This window comes from Bremerella sp. TYQ1 (genome assembly GCF_020150455.1).
Lineage (GTDB): Bacteria > Planctomycetota > Planctomycetia > Pirellulales > Pirellulaceae > Bremerella > Bremerella volcania_A.
The window spans coordinates 4226132-4248700 of sequence record NZ_CP083740.1 but is presented as its reverse complement, the minus strand read 5'-3'; the positions used below and the strand labels follow the sequence as shown (position 1 = coordinate 4248700).

General features: G+C 56.8%; 16 protein-coding genes. 5 read left to right on the top strand and 11 right to left on the bottom strand.

From position 1 onward, the window contains the following. Window positions 1-77: 77 nt before the first annotated feature. On the top strand, window positions 78-1145 hold the full coding sequence (locus LA756_RS16920; protein WP_224435900.1) for a peptidylprolyl isomerase: 1068 nt from the start codon (window positions 78-80) through the stop codon (window positions 1143-1145). On the opposite strand, the gene LA756_RS16915 is transcribed toward LA756_RS16920, so the two are convergent. The 8 genes from LA756_RS16915 to LA756_RS16880 are packed head-to-tail and all read right to left on the bottom strand — an operon-like array spanning window position 1146 to window position 12334. Then, window positions 1146-2087 (bottom strand): hypothetical protein, encoded by a 942-nt coding sequence (locus LA756_RS16915; protein ID WP_224435899.1) that lies wholly within the window; start codon window positions 2085-2087, stop codon window positions 1146-1148. Continuing rightward, the gene (locus tag LA756_RS16910; protein ID WP_224435898.1) at window positions 2084-5767 is read right to left on the bottom strand and encodes a hypothetical protein; all 3684 of its coding nucleotides are present in this window, start codon (window positions 5765-5767) and stop codon (window positions 2084-2086) included. The genes LA756_RS16915 and LA756_RS16910 overlap by 4 nt, the downstream gene beginning before the upstream one ends. Before the next feature lie 43 nt (window positions 5768-5810). Beyond that, entirely contained in the window at window positions 5811-8444 is a 2634-nt protein-coding gene (locus LA756_RS16905; protein WP_224435897.1) for a hypothetical protein, read from the bottom strand. A gap of 41 nt (window positions 8445-8485) precedes the next feature. Further along, window positions 8486-8911, bottom strand: coding sequence for a biopolymer transporter ExbD (locus LA756_RS16900; protein WP_224435896.1), 426 nt, complete (start codon window positions 8909-8911; stop codon window positions 8486-8488). 3 nt (window positions 8912-8914) lie between these two features. Next, window positions 8915-9331: a biopolymer transporter ExbD gene (locus LA756_RS16895; RefSeq protein WP_224435895.1), complete on the bottom strand. Its 417-nt coding sequence runs from the start codon at window positions 9329-9331 to the stop codon at window positions 8915-8917. A gap of 21 nt (window positions 9332-9352) precedes the next feature. Then, window positions 9353-10165: a MotA/TolQ/ExbB proton channel family protein gene (locus LA756_RS16890; protein WP_224435894.1), complete on the bottom strand. Its 813-nt coding sequence runs from the start codon at window positions 10163-10165 to the stop codon at window positions 9353-9355. 14 nt (window positions 10166-10179) lie between these two features. Beyond that, the gene (locus LA756_RS16885) at window positions 10180-11319 is read right to left on the bottom strand and encodes a hypothetical protein (RefSeq protein WP_224435893.1); all 1140 of its coding nucleotides are present in this window, start codon (window positions 11317-11319) and stop codon (window positions 10180-10182) included. After that, the gene (locus tag LA756_RS16880; RefSeq protein ID WP_224435892.1) at window positions 11303-12334 is read right to left on the bottom strand and encodes a VWA domain-containing protein; all 1032 of its coding nucleotides are present in this window, start codon (window positions 12332-12334) and stop codon (window positions 11303-11305) included. The genes LA756_RS16885 and LA756_RS16880 overlap by 17 nt, the downstream gene beginning before the upstream one ends. A 288-nt stretch (window positions 12335-12622) precedes the next feature. On the opposite strand from LA756_RS16880, the gene hemE reads away from it, so the two are divergent. Continuing rightward, entirely contained in the window at window positions 12623-14551 is a 1929-nt protein-coding gene (gene hemE / locus LA756_RS16875) for a uroporphyrinogen decarboxylase (RefSeq protein ID WP_224435891.1), read from the top strand. 48 nt (window positions 14552-14599) lie between these two features. Here the strand turns inward: hemE and LA756_RS16870 are convergent, their stop codons facing one another. From LA756_RS16870 to LA756_RS16860, 3 genes are all read right to left on the bottom strand, one after another. After that, window positions 14600-15175: an HYExAFE family protein gene (locus LA756_RS16870; protein WP_224435890.1), complete on the bottom strand. Its 576-nt coding sequence runs from the start codon at window positions 15173-15175 to the stop codon at window positions 14600-14602. Between the two features lie 95 nt (window positions 15176-15270). After that, on the bottom strand, window positions 15271-16620 hold the full coding sequence (gene hisS / locus LA756_RS16865; RefSeq protein WP_224435889.1) for a histidine--tRNA ligase: 1350 nt from the start codon (window positions 16618-16620) through the stop codon (window positions 15271-15273). Between the two features lie 211 nt (window positions 16621-16831). Further along, a complete protein-coding gene (locus tag LA756_RS16860) occupies window positions 16832-17266 on the bottom strand; it encodes a YkgJ family cysteine cluster protein (RefSeq protein ID WP_224435888.1) in 435 nt (144 codons plus the stop codon). Between the two features lie 253 nt (window positions 17267-17519). Here LA756_RS16860 and LA756_RS16855 point away from each other — a divergent pair, with 253 nt between their 5' ends. The 3 genes from LA756_RS16855 to LA756_RS16845 all read left to right on the top strand — a co-directional run bounded on the left by LA756_RS16855 (window position 17520) and on the right by LA756_RS16845 (window position 22549). Next, window positions 17520-18377 (top strand): formyltransferase family protein, encoded by an 858-nt coding sequence (locus LA756_RS16855; protein WP_224435887.1) that lies wholly within the window; start codon window positions 17520-17522, stop codon window positions 18375-18377. Between the two features lie 275 nt (window positions 18378-18652). Beyond that, window positions 18653-21289, top strand: a complete 2637-nt coding sequence (locus tag LA756_RS16850; protein ID WP_224435886.1) for a diguanylate cyclase — start codon at window positions 18653-18655, stop codon at window positions 21287-21289. A 96-nt stretch (window positions 21290-21385) separates the two neighbouring features. Beyond that, on the top strand, window positions 21386-22549 hold the full coding sequence (locus LA756_RS16845; protein WP_224435885.1) for a hypothetical protein: 1164 nt from the start codon (window positions 21386-21388) through the stop codon (window positions 22547-22549). Window positions 22550-22569 lie beyond the last annotated feature (20 nt).

Sequence of the window (22569 nt, the reverse complement as noted above, 5' to 3'; positions counted from 1 at the left end):
TTTCCCTGGAAAGCTAAGAGCTGGCGGAGGCTTTCCTCTCGCGGCACCGGAAAACGAAAGAATTGAGAGCAAGCCATATGTTGTCAAAACCTTGGATCGGATCGCCCACTTTCGTCCTAGTGATGATCTGTTTGATCGTCCTGCCGGAAGCCGCCAATCAGTGGAGCCTCTCAGGCGATCTGGAATCTTCCGCGGGTCCATATCTGCCAGAAGAAACCCTCATTCATCCCATTACCGGGGCGATGGTGGTTGCCAGCGTTAACGACGTTCCCATTTACGATGTCGAGATCGAACGCTACCTGGAACGATTGAACGTATTCGACAGCCTTCCGGAACAGTCGCTACAGATCTATCGCTCCACGGTGATGTCGCAGTTGGTACGACGCCAGGTCATTCTCACCTACCTGCAAACCACCGAGTTCCGCGCGTCGGAACAAGAGATCGATCTGGCCATCTCCGAAATCAAGAAGTCGCTTGCCGCCCGTGGGCAGTCGCTTGACGACTTTCTCGCTTCCGGAAAAGTCGACCGCTCGATTCTGCGGCGGAACCTGGCTTGGAAGATCGTTTGGACCCGCTATCTGAAAAGCTACCTGACCGACGCGAATCTGCGGCGCTATTACGAACGCAATTACCAGCGATTCGATGGCACGGCTCGTCGCGTCTCGCAAGTTTACTTCGGCGATCCGTCCGACGAAAATTTCGACTGGGATGTGGCCTTTCGTGAAGCGGTCTTCCTGCGAGATCGAATTCAACAAGGCGAGATCACTTTCGAGAAAGCGGTTCAGGAGTACTCGAAGTCTCCGAGTGCGAAAGATGGCGGAGACATGGGATGGGTTCGTCATCATGGACCGCTTGACCCACGAATTCATGAAGCCGCATTTGCCCGCCCAGTCGGTGAACTCGTCGGACCGATTCAAACCAAGTTCGGCATTCACTTGATGAAAGTCAACGAAGAACGTCGCGGCGAAATGGAATGGGAAGAGATGGTCGACGAGATTCGTCACGCGGCCGCCGCTTACCTCTTCGCCCACGTGGCCGATCGCCACATCTCCGACTCGAACGTCTATTACTTCGGCGAGGAAGAAGGATCGGAAATCGATCCTGCGTTCGTCCGTCGATTCAGCGACGAGTTCATTGCCCCTTAGCTAGTTGTTCTTGTCGTCCGGTTCGATCCATTTTCCATCGCGGTAAACGCATTTGCGCGGGTCGAACCGTGTGGCTTTATCGAGCGACAACACCGGCAGCGGCTTGAGGAACGATTGATCGATGAAGAAGCCCCATTGTGGCTGAACTTCCATCGAAGTCTCGCTCGTGCTGAGTTCTAACTCGGCGGCAACAAGCTTCTGCATCATGTAGGGCGGGATCTTACCTTGCTCGCAGCCAGGGCAGTTTCCTTGCACCAGTGCAAGGCAATCCTGGAGCGTAATCTTGCTGGTCCCTTGCTGCAGTGCCGCTTGAATTTCATCCCGTTGAAGTTGCTGCCGCGCGTCGGCACGTTCTCCCTTTCGCAGCATCTGCAGGACGTTGATCACTTCGTCCCGCATCGACTCGTCGAGGGGCGTTCCCGACGCGGTCGCTTGCACGTTTCCTTCCAGCAAAGCCGCGTCATGGTTAGGATCGGTCAGATAGGCCATCGCACGAAGGCGTTTGACTCCTTGTGCATCGGTCATCAGGGGTGTCATACCCAGCAGGGCACTGCGCCCTTCTTTCTGTGGGTCGAGATGAGCCGCAATCATGAACAACCGAGCAGCCGTTTCGACCGCTTCCGGATCGGAGGCTTTCTCGACAAGTTCCTCGGCATACTCACGGTACGCTTTGGGATTCTCCGGAGAAAGCTGTGCCAAACGACTGGGGCTGACCGGCTGCAGAAGTAAGTCGATCTCGGTACGAAGAATGCGACGATGCAGCGGCTCTCCCTCAGGCGTTTCAATGCGCAGTTCGATGCTGTCGTCGTCGGAAGATTCCACGAAACCGGCAACGGGCTCTTTCTTACCTTTCAGATAAACGACGGCCCCTAGCGCGGATGAAAGCGGAAAGAGTACTACCAGTGCTACGGCCATGCTCGGCACATAGGTTTTGAACGTCATGCCGATCCTCCTGTCAGTTCCCACAGTTTGACCAAAGCCAGTTCGCCGCTGCGAAGTTGTTGAATCAAGTTCGTGGCATCGGCATCTTGCCGTTCCAATTGATCCACGATTTGGCCTAGCTGTCCTTGCAGTTGCGGACGTTCCTTGCCGTGCCGCATCACCAGAAGTCGGATCCAGATGCGCTGCTTGGCGACCATGGACGCGACCGGTGAATTGCTCAGGTAATCAAGGGCGATCTCGCGCCGCGTTATGTCTTGCAGTTTGGCGGTTTCGTTGTCGGTCAGCGTCATTTGCTCGAGCCGTGCTTTTTCAGCGTCAATCAGCAGCGTCGCGACCGCGGCCGGCAGGGCATTGCTGGAAAGCTGATCGGTGGCAATCCCTTCCAGACGTGCATGTTCGCGATAATGATCGCCGAGGAAGATCGCCATTTCGTTGGCCAATTGTGGTGAGAGTTCCCCAGATCGCATCGGTTGGCTGCCGAGACCTTCCAGCCCACTACGCAGAAGGCGTTCGCGAAGGTCGTCCCGAGCGGTACGGATGTTGTTGATCACGACCGTTTCGCCCAAGATACCGCTGACAATCTCGGCCATATCGTCTGCGGCACGTCGCGCCGTAGGAACTTGATCGGCCATGGCCAGCTTGATGGTAGTCCAGTGCGAGAAGGCCCTCAGTCCGCTTTGAATCTGGTTTTGCTCGGCGCGCGGTTTCGGAGCAAGCAGGTACGACGCCAGTTCGGCCGATGTGTCGTAGTCGACATCGGGAACGTCGCCGGAGATCGAGCAAAGTTCGCGGTAGACGTCGATGCGTCCTAGCGGATTGCTCGCCCGTTGAAGGCGACCAATCAACTGCTCGACTTTCGACAAAGCGGCAAGTGTCTTCGTCGAGTTTCCGCCGGCGCTGCTGCCACTGACGCTATCCTCCTCGAATTCAGGAGAGCCTTCCTTCAGCGTTTCTTCAAAGACACGCTGTCCCATATCTCCCTGGCTGGCAGCATGACCGAGCACCGAAAGAAAGCTCAGCTCGGTCACTTCTTTGGCCATCTGTCCTGCGGTGATATCGGCTGAAGGTTCCCACGCAAATCCGGCTGAGCGACGGGTAAACATGCGATACATTTCGCCATCGCGAACGACAACCGCGTCGAGTCCAAGCTCGGTGCGAACCAGTGCAGCGGATTGAATCGGATCGTCGGCATCGAGGCCTCGTCCGATTCGCTTTGAGAGAAGACGCGTGACATTCCGCTGCACCATTTCACTTTTCAACGTTTGCTCAAACGCGTCAAGAATCGGCAACAAGCGTTCCGGCTTTTCTGAGTTGACCACCCTTTGGACGACCGGCTGGTACGCTTCCCAATTGCCATTCATACGTCCGACGATATCGGCTACCAATAGGCTGTCTTTGGCAATGACCTGATCGGCCGGCAAATAGCTTTGAGCGGTCTTGGAAAGATCGGCATGTAGTCGGGCCGCCGCATTCGGTTCGCTCGCCGCAAGATCGCGAATCTTGCGATACTGCTCGCGAATCATCTCGCTCATCGTCAATTCCATTGGCGCCGCTGAACCGGAATAGACGATGCCAAGTTGTTGTTCCATTTCGTCGATGAACATCGCCTGACGGTCCTCAGGCAAGTCGGCCTGCTGCGATGCTTTGACGCTGAGGTATCCTTTCTCCAGCATTTGCGAAAGGGGCGTTGCCGCGGTGATCGGAGCGTCTTTCAGCGAGATGCCTTCCGTCAATGTGGCCGCGATCGCTTTAACGGCATCGTCATTTGGCTCGTCATGAACCAGGTCGACGATGGCTTCGCGAAGGGCTTCTTTCGATTCTCCTTCCTGGGCGACCGAAGCGGTCACCATACGCGGCAGTAGCTTGCGATACGCCGCGCTCCGAGCAATCGGATCGTCGGTGCAGATCTCTGTCAGCTGAGACTGTAGCGAAGGGTTCTCCTGATAAACCTTCAACAGATTCAGCGAAAGCGATTCACCCCACCATGGCTGTCGTTTCCACACGAGTGGTTCTGGTTCGGCTTCATCGGGGCCTCCGTCCGGGTCGCTGTCGACTTCGCCAGGGACGGTTCCTTCAGGGCCCGGCACGTTTCGCGCGGTGGGGGAACCCTGAGGTGGGATCGAACCCAGGTAAATAATATAGCCGCCCCCAAAAATGAGCAGGGCAAAGAACGCGCCGAAGATCATCGCGACTTGCCGTTGGCCACGATTCTGCCGACGGTTGTAATCGACGATGTGGTCTTCGATCAGCTGTTGGCATTTGCCGTGATCGAGTCCCCACTGTTCCCCTTCGTTGAGCAGCCGTTGCCGGTTTTCGATGGAGAGGAAGCCTTGGTCCTGCATCAGCTCGTCAACAAGCGAAGTGATGTGGGACTCGGCCTGCTGGACGGTTACCAGACGCAGGTCTTCTTCCTGAAGAACTTCCCGCAGCGTGCTCCATGCCAGCTCTTCATGGATGCCATGCATGTCGACGCCGATTTGTACCAACTGCTGAGCCAACGTTGCGATGACGATTCCATGATTGATACTTTCGAGTCGTTCGCGAATGAACTCGCGGAACGAATCGGCTCGCTGCTGGAGGCGTGTGTCGGACTCGTTCTTTTCGTTTTGCTTTTGAATCGAAGCGAGTGCCGCATCGCGTTCTTCGTCGCTCAGCCCTAAGTCAGTGGCGACTTGGGCGATCATAATACGCGTTAACGAATTGACGCCTCCTTGTCCGGCAATGATGGTCGCCGCGCGCTGCTGGAACGTGGTGATCAGTTCCGCTTTCGCTTGCTTCTGATCTCGCTCTTCCGGTTGCTCGACTTCCGAGGCGATCGTGTAGCCTTCCTGTTGAGCCACTTCCCGAAGAAGGTCCCGCGCCAGCACTTCACTCAAGCCAAGCTTCGAAGTTCCTTCACGAATCAGTTTCATTTCGCGACGTTCATTGATTCGCTTCGTCGGCAACGCTTCCATCGCTTTGCGAAGGTAATGCCGATACATTTTGCTAGGGGAAGGCTTCTTTTTCGGAGGTGCCGCTTCCGCTTTTGATTCGTCCGATCCCTCTTCGTGGTCCTCGGTTTCCGCGGTTGCGTCCGTATCCGCTGTCTTTGCTTCTTCGCTCGCTTCGCCGGAAGGGGGTTGCGGGTTGAAGTCGGTATCGTCCAAACGACGATAGAGGTTCCCACGAATGTCGTGCGGAATGAGCAGTTGGTCGGCGAGAAAGTTGATTCGCGCTAAAGCACGTTCCGACCAACCTCGTTCATCGGCAAGGATCAGCCGCGATTGCCGCGTGAAGGAATACAAGTCTTGTGGTCGCACGCCGGGGTATTGCTGGTCGGAGTCCTCAACGATTTCGGACGAGATCAGCGACTCGTCGTCCACGGAAGCATCTTCCGACGGCTCATCGGCCAAAGCGGGTTCCCGCGGCGGTGGGTATGCGGGTTCGGTGCGAACGACCGGTTCGCTTGTTCGAGGTGGAGGAGGGGGCGAGCCGTTTTCTGGCGAAGGGGTCGAATAGAGACGATTCATCGCCTGCTGATATTCTTCCCGAGAAAGTCCGAACTGATATGCCAGCGCAGGCAGAGCGGTCGGATCGTGTCCGCCGCGAGAAGCTAGAAATGCTTCCGCTTCGCGAACGAATGCTTCGATCCGTGGCGAGTGATGATCGTCAGAAGAGTTTGAGGACGGTCCTTGCGCCATTCCATTCGACGTGTTCGGGAAATGCAAAAAGTCAGGGCCCTGCTTATCCGGAGATCTGCTGGGCAAGTGTCTTTATTTTATCGCGCCACGGGGGCAAACCCCAATCTGGGTGCAGTAATTCGAACTGCTGGAGCACAGTTTTAGCTTGATCGGGGTCGGTTTGCCGCAGACAAGCCAGCTGGTAATACTTCGCCTCGAACCAGGCTTCATCCCCCTTATTGAGCCCCACCAACAAGGTACGCCAGTGCTTTAAAGCGTCTGCGTAGTTTTGTAACGTGAACTCGACTCTTCCCAGCCGCTGCAGGTATTCCTGTTCGTTGGGGTTCGCTTCCACGAGTACACGAAGGTAAGTCGCGGCGTTGGACCACTGCTGAAGCTGCTCGGCAAAACCGGCCGCTTTCGAGCATGCGACTTTGGCGTTCTTGCTTTTCTGAACGGCATTCGCGGTCGCTCCCAGGTGCTTCGTCAAGCGGCTGTAAATGTCGAAGCCTTCCTCCAGCAGTTGTCGGCTGGGATTCGATGCGGCGTCGACTTGCCGGTCGATTTCGAGCGCTCGCACAATCAATGCGGACTGTTCGTACGGTGTCCCTTGAGCGTTTTTGAGCAGCCAGTCGGCATGTTCGTTGACTGCGGCATCGTCCTTTTGGGCTCGCGCCAATAACAGCGACTGGTAATGGAAATCGACCCAGGCGCGGTCTTCACTGGGTAATGCACGCACCAGAGGGTCCGAGGCTTGAACGTACTTGGCGAAATCGCTTGTCGGCAGTACATCCTTTCGGGCCAAGTCGGCCACGTTCAACAGGCAGCGAACGACGCCTGAGATCCGGTCTTCCGGGGCGTTGTTTTTGTTGAGCCGCGACTCCAAATCATCCGCGACATCTTTCAGCTGCCGGGCAAGTTCTTTCTTTTCATCCTCGGACGATGCCTGATCGACTTGTTGGCGAAGCAAATTGCACAAGTCGAACTTGGCCGACCAATAGTTGGGATCTGCCGCATCGATACTTTGCAGTTGACGGATCGACGACGTCATCGAACCTCGCGACTGCTGCAACTTGGCAATGAAATAGTCAGCCTTCTGGGCATACTGGTGATTCGGAAAGTCTCGCTTAAGATCTTCCAGAACTTCAATGGCTCGCAGGCCGTAACGCGGTTCTTCCTTGGCCAACGCTTGATACGAAACGAATGCCATCCAGGCCGACTCGGCCGCTTTGCTGGGGTTGGGGCCCTTCAAGCCGGAGACTGCATCTTGGAAGTTCATGCCTGCCTCGGCATGTTCGTTCAATCGATAGCTGCACCAGCCGAGCGTGTATCGGCATTCACTAGCCGACAAAAGGTCTTTCTTCGCTTCCGGAGCGGCGAGTGCTTCCCGCAGCTGGGTTTGGGCGGCGCGGTAATCGTCGTCCGACTTCGACTCTTCCGCTTTGGCAAACTCTTGCTGGCCGATCAGCCAGAGCATGTAAAAGCCTTTCGACTTCTCCAAATCGATTTCGTACTTCTCGATCAGCTGAATCGCCGCCGAGTGATGTCCCAGCTTGGCCAAGCCAATGAGTCCCTGCACGCCCATGTCGCGAATGGCAGGTTTGTCCTCGCCTTCGCGAAGGCCAGTGTCGGCCAGCAGTACGCACAGGCTCGTCTTGCCGGGGGACGAATTGCCTTGGAATTCTTGGATGGTCTGCTTGGCAAACTTGGCCGCTTCGTCCAGCTTCCCTGCATTGATCAAACCGCGGCAGTACCAATAGTCGGCCTGATCGACGATGTCAGCTGGCGTCGGACCCGCTTCGAGCAGGGCGAAACAACGCTGGCCGTCGAGCAAGTTGTTGTTCAAGATCTCGGCCATCGCCAGGCCAATCAGCGCGCGGGCACGCCATTCATGTTGCAGACCCATCCGGTTGGGATCGGCTTCTTCATGCCAAGGGGTTGTTGCCTTTGGATCGATCTTTAAGTCGAGCAGCTCGCGAAATTGACTGATGGCGATCTTGGAATAATCGGACGGACCACGAACGCCTTCAACGAGCGAAAGATAGTAGTTCGACCAGGCTCCAAAGAAGGCGGCTCGACCAACGACCCCTTCTAACTCTCGGGTGATTTTCTCTCGGTTCTCTCGCGCCGAACCGGGCGGCATGCGATCGATGACGTCCCATTGTTCTTCGATTCGTTTTTGAATCGACTTGTGATACTCGACCAGTTTTGGAGCAATCCGTTTGAAGATCGCGTCCGCTTCGGCCAGCGATTCTTTATCGGCGGGATCGTTCAACCATCGCGAAGCGGCCGCTTCGCCACGGTTGTAGTCGGCTTGCAGCAGCATGACCTGCAATGCCGGCGTGTCGGCACTTGGGTTGTCGGAAAGAAACTGCTGCACTTTCTGCTGATAGGCTTTGGACCGCGTTGGATCGTCGGCGTAGCGCATCAGCTGCGATGCATACAGCTGCGATGCCGTATCGAGCAGTTCTTCGCGATCGTTCGCAGGAATGGCTGAACCGAGGTAGCGTTCAATCAACAGTAAACGCTGATCAGCGAGGTTCATGCTGCTGAGGTAATTGTCGACTCGGCGATATTCCTCGAGCATTTGCTGCGGCGTGCGAGTATCGTTGAGCACTCGACTTTGAGCAGAAACGGCGCGGAGCAATCCATCACCCAGCCCGACCGTCAGCAGACAGGCGAGCAGTGTGCGAATCATTCGCCATTTCGAGCGGGACAACACGAGCGAGATGCTTTCGTTTATTGGGCCAACGGAACGTACGAAACGCCGGGGAACTCGGCGTTTTTGCAGGCTTGAATCGCCGAGGCTGCCATGCCGTACGGAGCGGCGTCGGGGGCACGCACAAACGCGCCGTCTGCTTTGTTGGGAAACTTGTCGAGTACTTCCTCAAGTTCAGCGAACGTGCTGATATTGTTCGAGCCAATTTGGTAGACCCAACTGCCGTCGACTTCGGCAAGCAGGACGATCGCAGGTTCTAAATCGGTTTCGGCCGCGGAGCTCGACTTTTCGTTGACCTTGGTAACCGCGTCGAGATCGCGTTCGGTTTTGGTAAAGCTGGCCGTCACGATAAAGAAGATCAGCAACAGGAAAACGACATCGATCATGCTGGTCATTTCCAACGTGATCTGCCGATTGTGGGCACGTTTATGGCTGGATAATTTCATGGTCTAGTTCGGTACCTGGACGGCGAGCCGCACTTTTTGAATGCCTTGGCTGGCGAGCTGTTTAACGAGCGCGTTGGGGATTTCGCATGTCGCCCTTTGGTCGATGCGAACGACGACGGTTACCAGTCCGGGGTCGCCCCCGTTGGCTTCCAGTTCGTTGCCGACCAAAAACGCGACGTCCGCCAACTCCAACGTGTTGCCGGCCACAACGATCTCGCCTGCTTTATTCACGTTGACGACCAGGGAGGTCTTCTTCTGATCTTTCGCTCCCTTCAACTCCGGCAGTTCCAGCTTCTCGCGATTGGTTTCCGAGACCTGGCTGACGGTGATGAAGAAGATGAGCAGCAGGAAGACGATGTCGATCATCGGCGTGATGTCCATCCCCTTGGTGTGCCGCACTCGCTTCTTGGAGAGTTTCATGCTTAGGCTCCACGAAGACGATTAACGACGACGACCCAGCGGCGTCAGGATTTGTTCGACCCGCTTGCCGACTTCCGCGACCAGCGAATCGATGCGGTTGCCAAAGTAGCTGTAGGCAACCATCGCGGGAATCGCGACGACGAGGCCCAGCAGCGTGGTGACGAGGGCCTGACCGATCGAGCCGGCCAGGTCTTCCGGTTTGGGGGCACCGCCGCTCGAGGCAATCGTATTGAACGCTTTGATCATACCGAGCACGGTGCCTGTCAGCCCCAGCATGGGGGCGATCGAACCGATCAAACCGAGCACTTCGGTCTTTCGATACAGCTTCGCGGTTTGGTCTTCGCCCGCTTCTTCGACGGCCGCTTTGTATTCGGCGAAACCGAATTCGGCCCCGCGGAATCGTTCCAAACCAGCTTGCACAACGTACGTCAGCAGCGAGTCGTATTCGGGGTTCTTACAAACCTCGAGGGCTTCGTCGACGCGGCCTTGGGCGATCATTTCCTCCAGTTCGTACGCGACCCCTTCCGGCATCAGCACGCTTTTGCGGATCGTCAGGAAGTGTTCGACGATGAAGCCGATGGCGACCATCGATAGTAGTCCGATCAGCACCCCGACGGTGCCACCATCCATCAGCGTATCGAGCAGCGTTTTCTCTTCGTAATCGGCCGGGGGGGCAGTGGTAGCGTCGTCGTTGTCGTCTAGCGTGAGCGTATCGGCCGAGTCTGCTGGCGGAGGATTGCCGGCATCTTGGGCCCATGTCTGAACGGCGAACAACGCCATCAGCAAGACCAGACAATAAATGATGCCCGCCTTGGGCGTGGTTTTCTGTCGCATATCGAAGGTGCCTCTCAAGGGTTGCTGTTGGACGATTTCGCCTGGCGAAGCTGCTCGGCATGGATCGTGCCGCCATAGAACAACATCAGTTGCCGGCGGATATCTTGGGCTTGTTCAGGTTGTTGGATTCGCTGCAGTGCGGAGTACGTTTCGGCGAGTGCGGCGGCGGCCAGCTCGGGATGGTCGTTGCCATACATAGCCGGAACATGCAAAAGATCGAGCACGCCATTTTCGATCCGCAGGAACTCGCTGGAACGGGAACCGGAGATGCCCAGCAAGTATCGCGCGACCGGCTGATTCCAGGGTTTTAGGCTGTGGATGACCGGTTCCAAGTCGGCCCCGGCGCCGATCAAATCTCCGGAGTTGATTCGTGACTGAGCGGTGAGGATCGTGGGCCATTCCTTCAAAGTCGGATTGCCGCTGCGAATCCGTTTCTGCCAGGCTTCCGCTTGCATGAATTCTTCCGCCGCGATCGCCAACGCCGCCATATAAACGAAGACACCATCGGGCGCGCCAGATCCGATCGACGTTGCGGCGATGTCAGCGCTTGCCAATGCGGCTTTCGCTTTTTCTCGATCAAAGAACAGCGGCATTAAGTCGCTAGTCAGTCCGGTTTGCTTGTCGTAGTCCAGCGAGCGCGTTCCGGGAAGCTGCGTTACGTCGCTGCTGCGGGTGCTTTTCATAATTCGCAGACAGCAGAAGTAAGGCTCGAGCGCCGCTTCACGATCTCCTTCGGCCAGACGTCCCCACATGGTGGCCTGGCAAACCATGTAGGCGACTTTCGAGTCCCGTTCTTTGTAGCGGTCGAAGATGCTTTCGGCCGGTTCACGAGCACCGGCATAGTCGCCCACTTTCAGCCGCTGATGAATGCGAAACAACGGCAGCCCAAGTTCGTTCCGCAGGCGATCGAAGTCGGCTTGCTTGTCGGGACTGACGGTGCCCAGTTCAATCTCGTGCCAGGGGATTAAGTTGTTGTCGGTGACTTTCACGCCTTCTTCGTCGAAGCCGATCACCGTGATATTGCCCAGCAGACGGAGGTCTCGCAGAATGAGTCGATCGGCTTGGGCCGCGCCGACGGTCACGAACCCGATCGCACACGCCAGAAGTGCCTCACGCCACCAACCTCTCAGCGGCCGATTAGAAGGCGGAGACATGGCGATACGAGCCTCCTGAGTCGTTGGCAATCTGTCGCATCAGCGGTTCGGCCGCTTTATCGATGAACGAGATCGCGTGGATCTTCGACTTGCCGCTGCCGCCGATGTTCAATCGTTTGACGCCTTGTACGACGTCAGGCTCGAACAAACCGTCGGTCATAAAGAAGATGGCATCCGGCGGAGGCGTTAGCTTGAACGATTCCTCGAACGCCGGCAGCGGCATCGTGCCCCCTTGAGCACTAACCGTATTCAGCCAACGTTTGACGTTGTCCAGATCACGTTTGGGGTTTCGCCAGCCGCGCATGTTATAAGGAACGGCCTGGCTGTTGAAGAATACGATCTGAAATTCGCTCTCCCGCGACATGCTGCGGATCGCTTCCAGGATTTCTTCTTTCACATAATCAAGTTTGGCACCGCTCATACTGCCGCTGCAGTCGGCGATGATGCAGATCCGGGAACCTTCGGCCCTGACGCCCATGAACGTGGTGCCGGCTCCGACCGAGCCACCACCACCGCCGATTGTGTTGAGCGATCCCGCGGCGCCTCCGGCCGCTCCGCTGGGAAGCAGCTGCGAAAGACTCACTTCCTGGCCCATTTCCGAGTTGGCTGCCGTGGGTGGTTCGATATCGGCGACCAGCTCGTCCAAGCTGGCGGTGTCGGCCGTTTGCTCGACTTCGCTTGTATCGAGAACGTCGCCGCCGGAGTCGGTTAGGTCGATTCCCGGAAGTTCGCCGATACTTACTTCCTCGCCTTCGGGCATTCCGCTGCGATAATCACAGGTAACGGCTGCCAGGATGAACAGCAGCCCCATGTGGATCAGCAGCGACGCGAAACCGGAGATGCTGTCGGTCAGCCAGTGATGCACGCGAGGCTGATGTTCGACCTCGTTTTGGTGTACCTGTTCCGCGTCGGGCAAGCGAACGACATTCCCGCAATGCGGACAAACAACTTCCCCTCCTAACTGCTGAGCAGTCGCGGTCAGGTGTTTGCCGCAGTAAAAACAGGAAAGCTGCATGAGGGAACTCGCGAAAAGCTTGGGTCTGCCGACATCCACGGCAAACTGCTAAAATCAGAGGAGCATGGCAGTTACGCCGCAAGCGGTGGTGTACACTGCACAATCATCATCGTAGGAATTGAATTCAACCCGGTCAATGAAATGGGAGGGGAGTGTTCGGTTTTCGGTGTTCCGTTTCCAGCAGGAACGAAGAGTGACGAGTGATTGCATACTCCGAATCCCCTTTCTTACTGAAAACGGAACATCGAAAACTGAAAACTCCCCCCAAACAATAAGCGGTTACTTTTCATGCCAGAAAACGGAAAAAACTTTGCAGGCCTCAACGTCGCTTCTTTTGAAAGCCGACGCGGCAAAGAGATGGGGATGATGATCGAGAAGTTCGGGGGGGTGCCGCACGTCAGCCCTTCGATGCGAGAAGTCCCGCTCGACGATAATCAACCGGCCATCGATTTCGCCAATCGAGTCATTACGGGGCAAGTCGACATCGTCATTTTCATGACGGGGGTTGGCTTTAACCACCTGTTGGCGGCAATCGATCGCAAAGTGGATCAAAAGCAGTTCCTCGAGGCGCTTTCCGATATCACCACCATCTGTCGTGGTCCGAAGCCGGTTGCGGCGATGCGGGAAGTCAAACTGACGCCGACCATCAAAGTGCCGGAACCGAACACCTGGCGCGAGATTCTGCAGACGATCGACACCGAGATCCACATCGCCAATCAAACATTGGTGGTACAAGAGTACGGCGTAACCAACGCCAGCTTAGTGGCTGGGCTGGAAGCACGCGGGGCCCATGTCGAAACGCTGCATGTGTACGACTGGGATTTACCGGAAGACATCGGACCACTGGCCGCCAACATTCAGAAGATGATCGACGGCAAGATCGACGTCTCGCTGTTCACGTCCGCCAACCAGTTGAACCATGTGCTGAAATTGGCCGAACGTCAGGGACAGTTGGAAGCGTTCTCGTCGGCACTCCGCGGAACAGTCATCTGCAGCGTCGGTCCGACGATGAGCGAACGACTGCGCGATCTCGGTTACCCTGTCGATGTTGAGCCGGAACATCCCAAGATGGGACCGCTGGTTGCCTCGGCGGCCGAACGTTCGCAAGACATCCTCGTTCGTAAACGTCAGATTCGTGCGGTGCTGCAGGAATCGACCAAAGCCGCATTGAACAAGGAAGCCCCTTGGTACAACAGCGAGTTTCTCAAAGCGTGCCGCCGCGAGCCCACCGACTTCACCCCCGTCTGGCTCATGCGTCAGGCCGGTCGATACATGAAGGAATATCGCGAAGTCCGCGCGAAGACTAGCTTCCTGGAACTGTGTGCGAATCCTCAGCTCTGCAGCGAAGTGATGTGCACGGCGGTCGAAAAGCTGGGCGTCGATGCGGCGATCATCTTTTCTGATCTGTTGCCGATTTTGCAGCCGATGGGCCTCGACTTGGAGTTCGCCAAGGGAGAAGGACCGGTCATCCACAATCCGATTCGCGAGGCGGCCGACGTCGATCGTGTGCTGGAATTGGAAAGCACCGACTCGCTGCATTACGTCATGGAAACGGTCAAGCAAACGCGAGCCGACTTGCCGGCCGACATGCCGCTAATCGGCTTCGCTGGGGCACCATTCACGCTGGCCAGCTACGCGATTGAAGGGGGTGGCAGCCGCGATTACGTGAACACCAAGACCCTCATGTTCCGCGATCCTGGCGCCTGGCGAGAACTGATGGAACGCTTTGTCCGCGCGATCTCGCGTTACTTGAATGCCCAAATCGCTGCGGGTGCCCAAGCCGTGCAGCTGTTCGATTCGTGGGCTGGGGCGTTGGGGCCGGACGATTACCGGCGATACGTACTGCCGTACGTGAAGGACATCGTCGCGCAAATTGCGCCAGGCGTTCCGGTCATTAACTTCGCCACAGGGAACCCCGCGCTGCTACCGATGCTGGCCGAGTCGGGCGCAGCGGTTGTCGGTGTCGATTGGCGAATTCGCTTGGACGTGGCCTGGGAAACGGTCGGGCACAACATCGCCGTTCAAGGAAACCTCGATCCGGTTTCGCTGCTGGCTGATCAAATGGAACTACGCCGCCGGGCGAAGGAAGTGCTCGATCAAGCTGCCGGACGCCCAGGTCATATCTTCAACCTGGGCCACGGCGTGATGCAGCAAACACCCGTCGATAATGCCCGAGCTTTGGTCGACATGGTTCATGAAATGAGCCAACGCAAATAGCCTAAGCTACTTCGGAGGAGGGCCATCCTTGGGGTGGCCTCGATCTCTTCAAGCAATGGCCGGCATCGATTCGCTGGCCCGGCGTCGGTCGAAGTCGCCTCCTGAGACAATCGGAGTCCGCAGGGTCACTTGCAGCGGTTCGCCGAGCTGCCGGAACGCTTTGGTCGGCATCGACATGGTTTTCCAACGCGGCGAGATCTTCCGTGCCCAAGCGACGTACAAGTCGAGTCGCACGCCAATGAATGCGTACAGCCGGTCATCGTGTGGGAAGAGCAGATCTTCCGAGACAGGAGCCATGTCGCCGATCACTTCGTAGACGAAGACTAGCATTCCGCGAAACTGCGGTCCCAACAACCGTTGCCACTGCGAGAGGCTTTGCAGATCGTCGGTGGTCGTCCAGTTCTTCCAGTAACGGTTCTTTCGTCCGGAAGGGAAACGGCGCCCTTTGACGTCGATGAGCCACGACATTTCGCTGCCGCTGGGGGTAGCGATGAAGTCGAGATTCTTCAGCGAGCCAGCCCCGTACAGCGAACGACGCCGCTCGTCGACGGCGATGTAGGGGATTTTCTCGTCGCGCAGGAATGCCTCGAGCGCGACTTCGTAATGGTTGGTGCGGATCGTCATCGGTGTTGCCCTCGGAAAGTTGCGAGGTAAGAAGCCGGGTCTCCTTCGATGGCTTCAATATCGCAACTAGGGGTGACAACACCTTGTCACGGGGGTTATGCGGTGGGCCGCAGAATTTTCGAAATACCCGCAATCAATTCCTCGGCACCCCCCGCAAGACTGGCGTCGGTCGTGTCTCCGGTCTTCAGATCCTTGACCTGACACTTGTTTTCGGCCAGTTCGCGGTCGCCGGCGACGACGGCAACTTTGAACCCACGGCGGTCGGCATACTTTAGCTGCTGACCCAACTTCTTTGCTTCCGGGTAGAGCTCGACGTTGAAGCCGGCACCCCGCAGCGTCGCGGCGATCTTCAGATATTCCTGAAGGCTATTGGCATCGAAGTACGGCAGAAACACCTCGGCAGGCGTCGTTCGTGCTTCGATCTTGCCGAGCTCTTCCATGGCCGCCAAGAGGCGATCGAGCCCCAGCGAGGCTCCAATGCCAGGGAGTTCCTGGTTGGTGTAGAGGCTCGCCAGATCGTTGTAGCGGCCACCACTGCAGACGCTACCGATGCCGGGCAGCTCGCCCAGGAACGTCTCGAAGATCGTTCCGGTGTAATAGTCCAAACCACGCGCGATCGAAACATCGATCTGCAGTCGCTCGGCGGGAACTCCTGCGGCGGCGGTGGCTGCGGTCAGTTCACGCAGTTGCCCGACGCCGATCTCGCCTTTCTCGCTGCCAGCAATCAAGCTATCCAATGCGGACAAAACGTCGTCGGTCGTGCCGCCGATTTCGGCCAGCTTCAAAACTTGGGCCGCTTGTTCGGCCGAAGCGCCGGCCGTCTCTTGCATTTCGGCGGAAACCTTTTCGGCACCGATCTTGGCCAGCTTGTCGAGTGCGCGGAGGATCTCGGTCGACTTCTCGGCCAAGTCCAGCTTTTCCAGCAAGCCAGAAAGAACCTGGCGATTGTTGACGCGAACGGTAAACGAATCGAAGCCGATCGCCAGCATCAAGTCATGTATGACCAACGCCGTTTCGATATCGGAAACGATGCTCTTGGTGCCGATCGTGTCGAAGTCGCACTGCATGAACTCGCGGTAACGACCACGCTGGGTGTTTTCGCCGCGCCAAACCGTCGCAATGTGATACCGTTTGAATGGCGTGCCTAGTTCGCCAATGTGTTGAGCGGCAAACCGAGCCAGCGGCACCGTCAAGTCGAAACGCATCCCGACGTCTCGTTTGCCATGATCCTGGAAACGGTACATCTGCCGGTCCGTCTCGTCGCTTCCCTTACCCAGCAAAATCTCGGCATATTCCAACGTTGGCGTATCGATCGGAGCGAAGCCGTACGAACGATAAACGCGTCGCGCCGTGTTGACCAACTCTTCCCGCGGCATCATCGCGTCCGGCAGATAGTCGCGAAAGCCTTTGAGCGTACGAGGTTGGATCTTCTTCTTATTCGCCATGAGATTTGGGTCAGGTTCGGGATGGTTTGAAAGTAAAGTAGGGACAAGGGAAACCAGCGTAAGTTCGCGAAGAACGATCGCTCTTAAGCCCCGAAAGGGGCGGCAGATAATAGCCAGGGGTGCGAACCCCTGGAATCGGTTTCCCGACAACATCTCAGCCCCAACGGGGCGAAAGAAGAGCCTCGTCTTCGATTCTGTCGCCCGTTCGCCCTTACGAAAGAATCGGCAGCTCCGGCGGTTTGGGGCTGCGGAGGCTTTGCCCTGGGCGCCGAGCCATGGTGGCTTCGTTGTACTCCCAGATCTGCTCTGGCGTTTCAAAGTACTTCTCGTAGCACCAATCGTCGTCGTACTCGCAGGCATCGGTCGTGTAGTCGCGACAAATCTGCGGGCGTGTCTCGTAGATCCCGCAGCGATGGTCGTCCTGCAAGTGCTTACAGGTCGTGTGGACGAGCAAGTACCACGTTCCTTCGTCCAGAAATACCGAGGCCCGATCGTGCAATAGGTACCAGCGAATGAACTCGAAATCCGAGAACTCCGTGGGGGTGTCGATCGGCAGTGCGAAGTAGCGACAACACTTCGCAGTGCAGTGATCGCACAGGTTTTCGCCTGGCTTCAGATCTTCCCGACGGACCTTGGTTTGTATCATTTCTGGCCATCCTCAACGATTTGGTGGCATTGGTAAGATGTAACGCTTGTTCGGACAAGGTATCAAACCCGTGCTACAATGCCTAGTTCGGGTCGATGTTCGAACATGGATATAGCGCACGTTTCGCCGCCAAAACCTGATCTCCTCTCCCCTTAATGCGGAGAACAGCAAGGGCAAGCGACGAAACCATATCACGTTCCTAACTCTCAAGCGACGCAATGCGACGAGGGTTTCCCAGAAAAGGCATCAGGCAATGCTCGTTGTGATTACCGCCGTTGGACCCGATAACGTAGGGCTCGCCGATCCGATTATTCACTATGTGACGGGTCTAGGGGCGAACATTGCCGAAATCCAGATGTACGACCATGACGAAGAGGCCGTCTTCGCCATGTTCCTGCGGATTCATATCGACGCCGATCTCTACAACTCTCTCCGCACAGCACTCACCGAGATCGGCAAGCTGAAAAAGCTTTCCATCCGAGTCTGGTCGGCCGATGCTCGGCGAGATTGTCCTCGCATCGCAATTTGCACCACCTATCGTCCCGAGCCTGCTTCGGCCGTGCTCGATGCCATTCAGTCTGGCGATATCAACGCCGTACCTGCCGTTATGATCGGGAACCGCGATAACTGCAAAGGGCTCGCGGAAAGCCACAACGTCGATTGGCACAGCATCGGGGGCGAAAACGGGCAAGCCAACGACGATCGCATGATCGAAATCCTCGATCAGTACGATGTCGACTACGTCTTGCTCGCTCGCTACATGCGTGTGCTGCCGGCAAGCAGCTGCTGGAAATATGCCGGCGGGCGAATCATCAATCTGCATCATGGGCTGCTGCCAAGCTTCCCCGGCATTCGTCCTTACCACGATGCCAACGAAGTCCGCATGCTCACATTCGGGGCGACGTGTCACTTTATTGTCCCGGAACTGGATGCCGGCAATCAGATCATCCATCAGGAAACCTTCTCCGTCGAGCCTGGCACAAAGATCGAAGAGATCATCCAAATCGGCCAGGAAAAGAACGAACCGAAATGCCTCGTCGAGGGGCTGCGTCGTGTCGTGGATGGCGAAGTCGAACTGCACTTTCACCGCGTTGTGCCGCGTAAGCGATAACGCCTGAAAGATCGGTTGAGCGGCACCCTCTCGTAGCGCAAAGTGCCGCATGTAATGGTTGTGCCGGTTATTGGCTCGCGGCCTGAAAGCAGGGGAAAGGTGGCTCCGGCAAAACCGGTATCATTTTTCGCGAACTTGTCTGTCTCTTCTCTTGCGAACGTTCATTAGCGACCTACCTTTCCAGCAACGTATTTAGCTGCGGTAGGAAATCGCCGTTTGGGGACGCGTAGATCTCAGACGCGAAAACGGCCATCCACGCAGTATGGTGGGCAGCCATGCACAATCGGTTACTTGTGATCGAAAGCACTGATGCGCTTCGCAAGAAGTTGCGCGAAATCCTAAGTGCGCATCACGAGCTTTATACAATAGAGAACGGCAACCGCGTCCGTGAGACGATCGAGAAGTTTCAGCCTGAGCTGATCCTGCTCGATTTTCACTTGTACGATGACTCGGCGATCGAAATATGTCGTACCATTCGTCGCGAGTTCGCGGACCGACAGATCCAACTGCTGGTCTTCGGAAATCGCTTGAACGAAGCCCAGCGGCTGGAAGTATTCGCTGCAGGCGCGGACGATATCATCGAGAAGTCGATCGGTCGGCTGGAGCTGACTGCCAAGATCGACGTGCTGATGCGGCTTCACAGCGCACTGATGCGCGCCACCGCCGCCGAACGAAAGCTGGAAGGCTATTCCCGCGAACTCGAACGGATTGTCGAGACACGTTCGTTGGCCATTCAATCGACTCAAGATATCGCGGTCTTCGCGCTGGCCAAGCTGGCCGACTCGCGCGATACCGAAACCGGCGAACATCTCGTTCGCATGCGTGCTTACTCGCAGATCATTGCCGAGCAGCTGCGTGCCGATAGCCCTTACCAGGACGAAATCGACGATTACTTCCTGCAAGATCTCTTTCGCTCGAGCCCCTTGCACGACATTGGCAAAGTCGGGATTTCCGACGCCATTCTCCTGAAGCCTGGCAAGTTGACGCCTGTCGAGTTTAACGCCATGAAGCAGCACGTGCTCATCGGTGCCGAGACATTGCATGAAGCGGCTCGCAGTAGCCCGAACGGTTCGTTCTTTCATATGGCTGCCGAAATCGCTCGCTACCATCACGAACGTTGGGACGGCGACGGCTATTTGGAAGGCTTGCGCGGAGCGGACATTCCCTTGGCGGCACGTATTGTGAGTGTGGCCGATGTTTACGACGCGCTGTCGAGCAAGCGCGTTTATAAGGATGCGTGGACGCCGGAAGATGCCCGCGACAAGATTCTCGCCGGCAGCGGTACGCAGTTCGATCCTGTCGTGGTGAATGCATTCGAGCGGACATTCCGCCGCATTGTGGCTTTCTGCGAAGAGCAGGGGACCAACATGCGTTTTCAGTCAGGGGCTCCGGCGCTCAGCATGAACTATCACTGGGGCAAGCATCAGCAAGCTCCGGAACTAAGCGACGAAGATGTGGTGATCATCGATCATGGTTCCACATCACTGAAACTGATTGCGACATGGCTTCGCGGGGCCGGCATGAACATTCGCTTGTGCAGCGACTTCGTGTCCGCCAAAGAGCTGATCCGCGACAATTGCCCCATGGTGGTGTTGACCGACTGGGGTAAGGAGCTTGCCACCGGCGAAAAGTTCTTCCATTGGATTCGAGAAGAGCATTTGCCCGAGTACGTCTACACGATGGTCTTGGCCGACGAAGGCTCGCTGCGAGAACCATCGCATGCGTATCGCCTAGGCATCGACGACGTCATCTCGCACACGATCAGCCGCGAAGAACTGCTGGCCAGAATCAATTCGGCCGGACGAGTCATCGAACTGGAAAACCACCTGCGGACGATCGAACGAAACGACCCACTGACCGGACTGGCCACGCTTCGCTATTTGAACGATCAGCTCAAACGCGAATGGATGCGTGCCCGAAACTATCATCTGCCGATCTCGTGCGTATTGATCGATATCGACGACTTCAGCACGATCAATCAAGAGCATGGCGTCGAGGTAGGGGATCGCTTGATCCAGCAACTCGCACGCACCATCGCCAGCGAAGGCCGCAACGTCGACTACTTCTGTCGGCTCGACTGCGATCGCTTGCTGCTGGTCTTGCCAGAGTGTGCCGAGATCAATGCGTTTCGTACTGCCAAGCGAATTGAAATGCTGGTCGACAAAATCAGGATCGAGGCCGGCGGTCGCGAGATAGGTTTTACCGTCAGCATGGGCGTGGCCCAGCGAGATAACAACGTCCCGAATCTCGAAGCCTTGATCGACAATGCTGAAATCGCATTGAAAGTCGCCAAGCGTTCCGGCAAGCGTCATGTCATTTGTTTGCGTCATTGCCAGGAATCGGCCGGGGCGATGACTTCGGACGATCAAGTTCGCGAACGCCTCGAGCATCTGTCCGCTTCCAAGATCATGACGACACCGATCATGACGGTGCTGGAAACCGACACCGCTTCGACCGCCGCCCAATTGCTGCTGAAGCATCGCTTCAATTCCGCTCCGGTGATTGATGGCGAAGGGAACCTGGTTGGGGTGATTTCGGAAAAAGACTTGATGCAAGCGTTCCGCCAGCCAGACGCCGGAAGAACGTTGGTCGCAGAGATCATGCTGCGAGATGTCGTTCGATTCGACGAAAACGAACCAGCCATTCATATCTATGAATACCTTTCCCAGGCCGCCATTCGCCGCGTGATTATCGTCAGCGATACACGTCCTGTCGGGGTGATCAGCCGTGGAAATTGTTTGCGTTGGGTCCACCAGCTCGACAACGATCCTGGCTTGAACGACCCGGAAAAGCTGGCCAGCATTCTCGATTCCGGCATCCTCGAATCGGCCACTTTGGGCCAGGTCCGCGAGATGCTTAAGAGCATGGAGAACACCGATATCTCCTTGGATGGGCAGCAGATCGAGTTCTAAGCTGGGGGGCGTTGCTATTCATCGCCGCGCGTCCCTGTTACGATGACGGTATCAGTATTTGACCGTTTCGTAATGTTTTCGATGGGGTTCTAAGCGGTGTCGCAGGAAGTCTTCGATCAGTTCCGACAGCATATTCAAGAAGCCGGTAGCCTGGCGGCGATCGAAAAGATGATCGAGCATTTCCGCCAAGAGAAGCAGCACTTCCAGCTGTTCGAGATGTACAAGCTTCGCGCGCGTGCCAAGCTCGGATTGCCACTGCTGTTTCCTGGCGTTTCGGAAGAACTTACCGAAGAGCAACGCAGCTTCCTGGAAGACGCCCTCGTCGAAGCATGCGACGAAGTCGGCCGCTTGCTGCTGGATGCCGGACAGATTCGCGAAGGGTGGTACTACCTTCGTCCCGTCGGCGACAAGGCGCCTGTCATTGCCGCGCTGAAAGAAGTGGAAGTCGACGAAGAGAACCTGGAAGACTTGATCGAAGTCGCCCTGTACGAAGGGGTCGCGCCCGAGATCGGTTTTCAGTGGATGCTGGAACATTACGGCACATGCAACGCGGTAACCACCTACGAACAGCAAATCGCCGGGATGCCGCCGGCCGCGCAACAGCCGCTCGCCGCGCTGCTGCTGGATCATGTTTACGACGAACTGATGGGAACCGTCAGCGCCGACATTTCGCATCAGGAAGGAACCGACCCGCAAGAGAAGACTCTCAGCGAGATCATCGCTCCGCGTGATTGGCTGTTTGCGAATTCCGCCTACCATATCGACACGAGCCATCTGGCCGCGACGGTTCGCTTTGCCCGAGTCCTGCACGACGAAGCCCATCTTCGCAAAGCGTTGCAGCTGGTCGACTACGGCTCGCGGCTCGATCCGGCGTTTCAGTACGAACAGTCCCCGCCGTTCACCGAGCTTTATCCCAGCCACCAAGTTTATTTCCAAACCCTCTTGGGCGAAGAAACCGAGGCCGGGATCGCTTACTTCCGCGAGAAAGCGGAAGCCTCCGACATTCGCCGCGAAGGTTCGTTGGCGATCGAGATCTACATCGAACTGCTATCCCGGCTCGGCCGTCACGACGAAGCGCTCGATACCGCGCTGAAGATGATTCCGCCAGGCATTCATACCATCGGCGTCGCTCCCAGCTTGATCGAGCTCAGTCAGAACGCCGGTAACTTCGAACGCCTCGCCGAGCATTCCAAAGAACAAGGCGACCCACTCGGCTTCGCCACCGCGCTGCTCTTCGCCAAACGAGCCGAAGAGACCTAACGAACACTGTCCTCCGTCTT